Origin of the sequence: Protofrankia sp. CiT1 (assembly GCF_917627335.1) — a bacterium.
Classification (GTDB): domain Bacteria; phylum Actinomycetota; class Actinomycetes; order Frankiales; family Frankiaceae; genus Protofrankia.
On the sequence record NZ_CAKJTP010000206.1, the window covers coordinates 1 to 5,535 of the forward strand.

At 68.3% G+C, this 5,535-nt stretch carries 5 protein-coding genes; 2 read left to right on the forward strand and 3 right to left on the reverse strand.

Features of this window, described 5'->3' with window-relative positions:
- The 3 genes from MJ785_RS19950 to MJ785_RS19960 form a co-directional block, all read right to left on the reverse strand.
- Positions 1-188: hypothetical protein (locus MJ785_RS19950; RefSeq protein ID WP_239382249.1), on the reverse strand; the 188-nt coding region annotated here is incomplete at its 3' end.
- Positions 189-400: 212 nt separating this feature from the next.
- Entirely contained in the window at positions 401-931 is a 531-nt protein-coding gene (locus MJ785_RS19955; protein WP_239382251.1) for a sucrase ferredoxin, read from the reverse strand.
- Positions 932-1,697: 766 nt separating this feature from the next.
- Positions 1,698-3,287 carry an AMP-binding protein gene (locus tag MJ785_RS19960; RefSeq protein ID WP_239309321.1) on the reverse strand — a complete coding sequence of 530 codons (1,590 nt, stop codon included), beginning with the start codon at positions 3,285-3,287 and terminating at the stop codon, positions 1,698-1,700.
- Between the two features lie 217 nt (positions 3,288-3,504).
- On the opposite strand from MJ785_RS19960, the gene MJ785_RS19965 reads away from it, so the two are divergent.
- Together MJ785_RS19965 and MJ785_RS19970 are read left to right on the forward strand one after the other, a co-directional pair.
- The gene (locus MJ785_RS19965; protein ID WP_370651469.1) at positions 3,505-4,854 is read left to right on the forward strand and encodes a phenylacetate--CoA ligase family protein; all 1,350 of its coding nucleotides are present in this window, start codon (positions 3,505-3,507) and stop codon (positions 4,852-4,854) included.
- On the forward strand, positions 4,851-5,535 hold a 685-nt coding region (locus tag MJ785_RS19970), incomplete at its 3' end, for a hypothetical protein (RefSeq protein WP_239382253.1). The genes MJ785_RS19965 and MJ785_RS19970, both read left to right, overlap by 4 nt.

A 5,535-nucleotide genomic window follows, 5' to 3' on the forward strand; every position in this document is an offset into this window, starting at 1 on the left:
GGTGATCTATGCGGGGGCAGCGGATGGGCGTTGCGGCTCCGGTCTGCGACCAGCGCGCGATCCATGATCGGCGCGTGTTTGTCGTTGTGTACGGTTTTTGCCCGCATCGGCGTGCCTAACGACAAACATACGCCGATCATGATGACAATAAATGCTGGCCGGTCGTATTTTTCCTGCTGCCCGGCCACGTATTGTCACGGGAGCTATGTTCGAGTAGGTAGTAGCGCGGGAAATGCCTGTGAAGAATGAAGATCGATGCCATGAAAATGGCTGGCCGCCGGTGGCGGGGTACAGGGTGCGGGGATGTCCCGAAGCGGGCGTCCCGTGGGCTGTCCAGGAAGAACCCGCCGGGGACGTCGGCTGTTGCCGGGTGTTCCAAGCGGGTTGTCGGGATTCCAGGTCAGCGACGGAGCGTGATCCGCCATCGCAGACCGCTGGATTTTTCCGTTGCCGAGCAGGTGAAGTGGATCTGTCCGTCCTCGTGTGGGTCGCGGCGGATGTCGAGCAGATGCCGCCGGCCGCCATGTTCGGCCGTGATCGTGTAGTGGTCATCGTGCTGGCTGGTGATGGTTGTGTGCGGGAGATCCTCCGGGCGGCGCAGGCCGTAGCGCTGGCGAAACCAGATCTCGGCGACGGATTCGGCCGGCGTGGAGCCGAGCCTGCCCCGGATGTGGCCGAGCGGCAGCAGGCCGTCGAGGGCGAGCTCCGACAGCTCCTCGTCGGTGGCGGTGTCGAGGCGGCCGAGAAGGTATCCGCTGGGCAGGGTGATGGCGTTTGCCGCGAGGCGGTCACCACCGATATGGCTCACGCCGAAGGCCGGGGTGCCGGGTAGCAGGTTGTGCAGGCGATGCAGCAGCGGAGCGCCCGCCAGACCACAGCACGGGTCGTGGCGGCCGTGGATGCACACGCCGAGGAACGGAGCCCGCGGCAAGGGCGGGCACGCGGCAGCCGCGGGTCCGCGGTCCGTCTCCGGTCGCGCCGCGCCTCGTGTGATCGTTCGGTCGTGCGCGTTCCACAAGAACGGTTCCAGCGGTGCCGAACTGTTCGGGTAGGACCGGTACAGAATGGTTGTGGCGTCGGTCGGGATCGGTCCGAGACCGGGCAGCGACGCCGGGGCTGCGCCGGCAAACCGGGGCCATGGAGCAGGCGTGGGGAGGAACAGGTAACTACGGTGCCGAGGTACCGTACCGCGGAGGTCCTCATGGATGCCCCGGGACTCCGACGAGCAGACCACCGCACAGGGGCTCGCCTGCCTGCCTGCCGCCAGACGGCCGGCAGGCGATGACGCGCGGTGGTCCCGGTGGAAATGTGGCAGCCGTGGGTCCGCTGGCCGGGTAACATCGTCCACAAGGCTCCTAAATTCGTATCTTTGCACGCTCTGATTTAAGTAAACCTGACTTTAGCCTAAGGGTGCCTGCGGATGCGTGTGCCATCCCGGACAGTCCGCACCGTCACATCCGGGGAACCGCGCCGAGCGGTGACCGCCGGGAACGGGGCGGTGGTGCCGGGCCACTGTCGAGCCGGCCGCGCTGTGGCTGGTCGGACGGGGTTCCTGGTCGGACGGCGTTCCTGATCGCGGCTGTCCGGGACAGCCGGATGCCCTGGCTGTCCCGGTTCGATGCTTGCTCCGATGCCCGCTCCGGGGTATCCCCGGCACCCGGGGCATCCGTCCGCGCGGACCGATCTGTTGATCGTTCTTAGTGGCCGTGGGAGGTTGTGCCGCCCGGGTAGTTGCCTCCGCCGTGGGCCGCGTCGATCATGTCGTAGTCCTTCGCCCCGTTGCTGCGCGGTAGAGCGTCCACGAAGACGACGGTCCGCGGCTTCTTGAACGACGCGATCTGGCTCCGGCAGTGTTCGATCAGCTCGGTGCCGGTCGCGTCCGTACCATCACGCAGGACGACGATCGCTTTCACCGACTGTACCCAGCGGTCGTCGGGGACACCGATGACGGCCGCCTCCTGGACCGCGGGGTGGCGCTCGAGGCAGGCTTCGACCTCGGCCGGGTAGATGTTCTCCGCCGCCGATTTGATCATTCGTGTCGCGGTGCCGACGAAGGAGATCCGGCCGTCGGGTAGCCGTCGCCCCAGGTCGGTGGTGTGCCAGCCACCGGTTCGGGTCCGATGAGCGTTGTCCCGCGGTCTGTCCCAGTAGCCCGCGTGGACCAGCGCGCCACGCACGACGATCTCCCCGACCGCACCGTCGGGGACCTCGACGTCATCCGGCCCGACGATCGTGATCCGGGCGAAGGGAACGGGGCGCCCGACGGTCGGACTCCACTCCTCATGCCCCAGGGCGGCGTAGAGACAGAATCCGGTCACCTCGGTCTGGCCGAACCCGCCCATGTATCGGCCCCAGGGGCTGTCATCGGAGGTGACCATGTCCTTCCAGCCCGGGATCATCGTCAGCGGGCTGCGCAGGGAGCGCAGGTCGAAACGCCCGTCTCGGTTGGTCTCGACGAGCTGTGTGACCTGCGGTGGCATCAGGAACGCTGACGTGCACCGCTCATCGGCGATGAGCCGGCACAGTTCCTCGGGGTCGCTGCGGCGGACGAACACGTTGGTGCCGCCCCAGATGAACGTCGCGGCGGTGTGCTGGAAGGTGCCGATGTGGAACAGCGGGCCGGAGTTGAGGAAGATCTGGTCGCCGTCCGCGTGGAAGAGCGCGCCGATGACAGTGCCCTGGGCGATCAGGTTCGCCGACGTGAGCATCGACCCGGCGGGCCGGCCGCCGTGAGCGGCCGTGTAGATGACGAGCACCGGGGCATGGGGATCAGGCTCCGCGAGGGGCGTCTGCGCGTCGCCCGCGGCCAGGAAACCTTCGTAGGTGTCGGGACTGTCGCTGCCCGCTCCGCCGCTGCCCGCTCCGTCGCTGTCGTGGCGCAGCCAGAGCGCGGTGTGCGTGGCCCGTTTCCGCGCTTCGCGGGTGGTCGGCCCGATTTCGGCGTCCTGCCAGACGACGACGGCGGGCCGCAGGTCGTCGATGACGAACGCCATCTCCTCGGCGGAATGCCGCCAGTTCACCGGGCAGACCATGGCGCCGAGCCGAGAACCCGCCAGGAGCAGTTCGAGCACCCGGTGGCAGGTCTGCCCGAGCCACAGCACCCGCGAGCCACGGGTGACACCCGCGGCGCGCAGCGCTCCGGCGAGCCGGGTGACGCGTCCGTCCAGCTCGGCATAGGTCATGCGGGTGTCGCCGCACACCGTGGCGGCGTGGCCGGGACGCGACCGGGCATGTTCGGCGAGAAGCTCCGCGAGCGTGGGCCAGGTGTTGACCGGTACCGGCGACATCAGGCGTCCACCCCGTGCCGGTCCGGCGAGCCGGCTCGCGCCCTGCCGTTGATCGTTTTGTTCACGGCGTTGGTCTCCATCTCTGCGAGTGATCCATTATATGGTATAATCGTATAGCTAATACGACTGTTTTGGTGGATGGTTCCAGGCTGGCTGGGGTCGTGCGCCGGGCGGCCGGCGGGTCGGGTTGTAGTGGTGGAATCATCTTCCTTATTAAATGCCTTATATTATATTTGTATCGGTTGGACACAGGGGAGGTGTGGCGGTGCCGGATGATCGTTATTACCAGCCCGCGGCGGAGACGATGCCACGAGCGGATCTTGAAGCGTTACAGGAGCGACGGGTCGTCGAGCTCGTGGAGTACGCCTACGAGCGGTCGCCGTTCTACCGCGAGCGCTGGGACGCGGCCGGTGTCCACCCGCGTCAGGTCCGTACGCTGGCTGACTTCCGGGAGCGCATCCCGTTCATCGACAAGCAGGATGTCCAGGAGTTCCGCCAGCGCGCGGGCGACCCGTTCGCCGGACTGCTCTGCGTCGACCGCAAGGATCTCACGTCGATCACGTCGACGTCTGGCACGACGTCCGAGCCCGAGTTCTTCCCGGAGCTGTGGGAAAGTGTTCCCCCCCTGGTCGCGGGCACCGCGCGTGATCTGTGGGAGCTGGGCCTGCGGCCGGGCGACAGGGTTGTGATACCCCCCGGTACCTTCCGCGGTTTCTGGGACACGCTGTTTCAGCTGCTCGGCCTCGTGCCGCTGTACATCGACACCTGGATGGGCCAGTGGGGGAACGTGCTGGACGCCATCGAGCAGTACCGGCCGGCCTACGTCCAGCTGCTGTACCCGATGGTCGTCGAGCTTGAGCGGCTCGCGGACACCAGGGACGTGCGGGCCGCGCTGGCGCCGCTGAAGGCGGCCAGCTTCGCCGGGATGCCGCTGGGCCGCGCGCTCACCGCCAAGGTCCGCGACGAGTGGGGAGTGAACCTTTACCTGTACACGAGCGCCGGGGACACCGGCACTGCCTGGGAGTGCTCCGAGCACGACGGGTACCACCTGTGGGAGGATATGGTGCTCGCTGAGCATCTCGACCCCTCCGGGGGCGCTGAGGTGGCCGACGGCGCGGTCGGTGAGCTGGTGGCGACCGACCTTGACAACACTGCCGCGCCGTTCATCCGCTTCCGGTCCGGTGACCTGGTGCGGCTGACCCGCGCGGCCTGCGGCTGCGGACGCACCCACGCACGGCAGTGGCCCGTCGGCCGCAAGGGGGACGAGACCGTCGTAGGCGACGTCCTGGTCGGCGTCCAGGATGTCTGGGATGTCCTGGAGACCTTGCCGGAGACGGTGGACGGGATCTTCCAGATCATCCGGCCGGCCCGGGTTGTCGACTCGTTGCGGCTGCGCGTCGGTTATGCCCCGGAGCTCACGGGCGACCTCGCTGACCTGCGGGCGCGGGTGACCGATGCGGTCGGCGCCAAAGTGGGGGTCGTCCCAGAGGTTGACCTGGTACCTGCCGCGGACATTCTCAGCACCTCCTCCAGCGTCGCGAAGTTTCCCCGGTTGGTGAAGGCATGAGCCGCGCGTCGATCGTGGCACGGTCGCGATCGTTGCCGCGCGCGGAGATAGCCGGTATCGGCCGTTTCACGGTGGCGGGCCGTCATCACGATTTCGCGATCACCTGGGATGATCGCGAAAGGGCCGCCGGCTGGCACCGAGCGGCGCTTGCGGCTTGGGGGTTCTCGCCGGGGGACAGCGTGCTGATCACCTCGGTGGCCTGCGAGGGCTTCTGGACCGCCGGGCTGACACAGGCGCTTCATGATCATCATATTGTCTTCGCGCTGGCCGAATCCTACGGTTGGGACGCCCGCCGGGTGGGGACCTTCGCCCGGCGGCTGCCGCTGGCGGCGGTATTCGGGCTCGGCCGGGAAACCGCTGAAGGGCTGCGGGGCACGGCCAGCCTTGACGTTCTCGCTCCGGTGCGCCACCTGTTTGCCCGCCCGGAGGCCTTCCCGATCCTGCGCGGCGCGGATCTGGACCCGCTGCTGTTCGCGCCGATCGGGCCGGCTGTGGCTGTCGAGTGCCCGGAGCGCGGCGGCGGGCACGTCGACGCGCGGCTCTGGTCGGTGCGGGCCGTGGACGGGCAGCTCCGGCTGTCCTTCGCGGACGAACGTCCGGACGGTCTCCGTGACGTCCCGCTCGGGGTGGGCGGCACGGTCCGGACCGGCCGGTGCGCGTGCGGCAGCGATGATCCGCGGG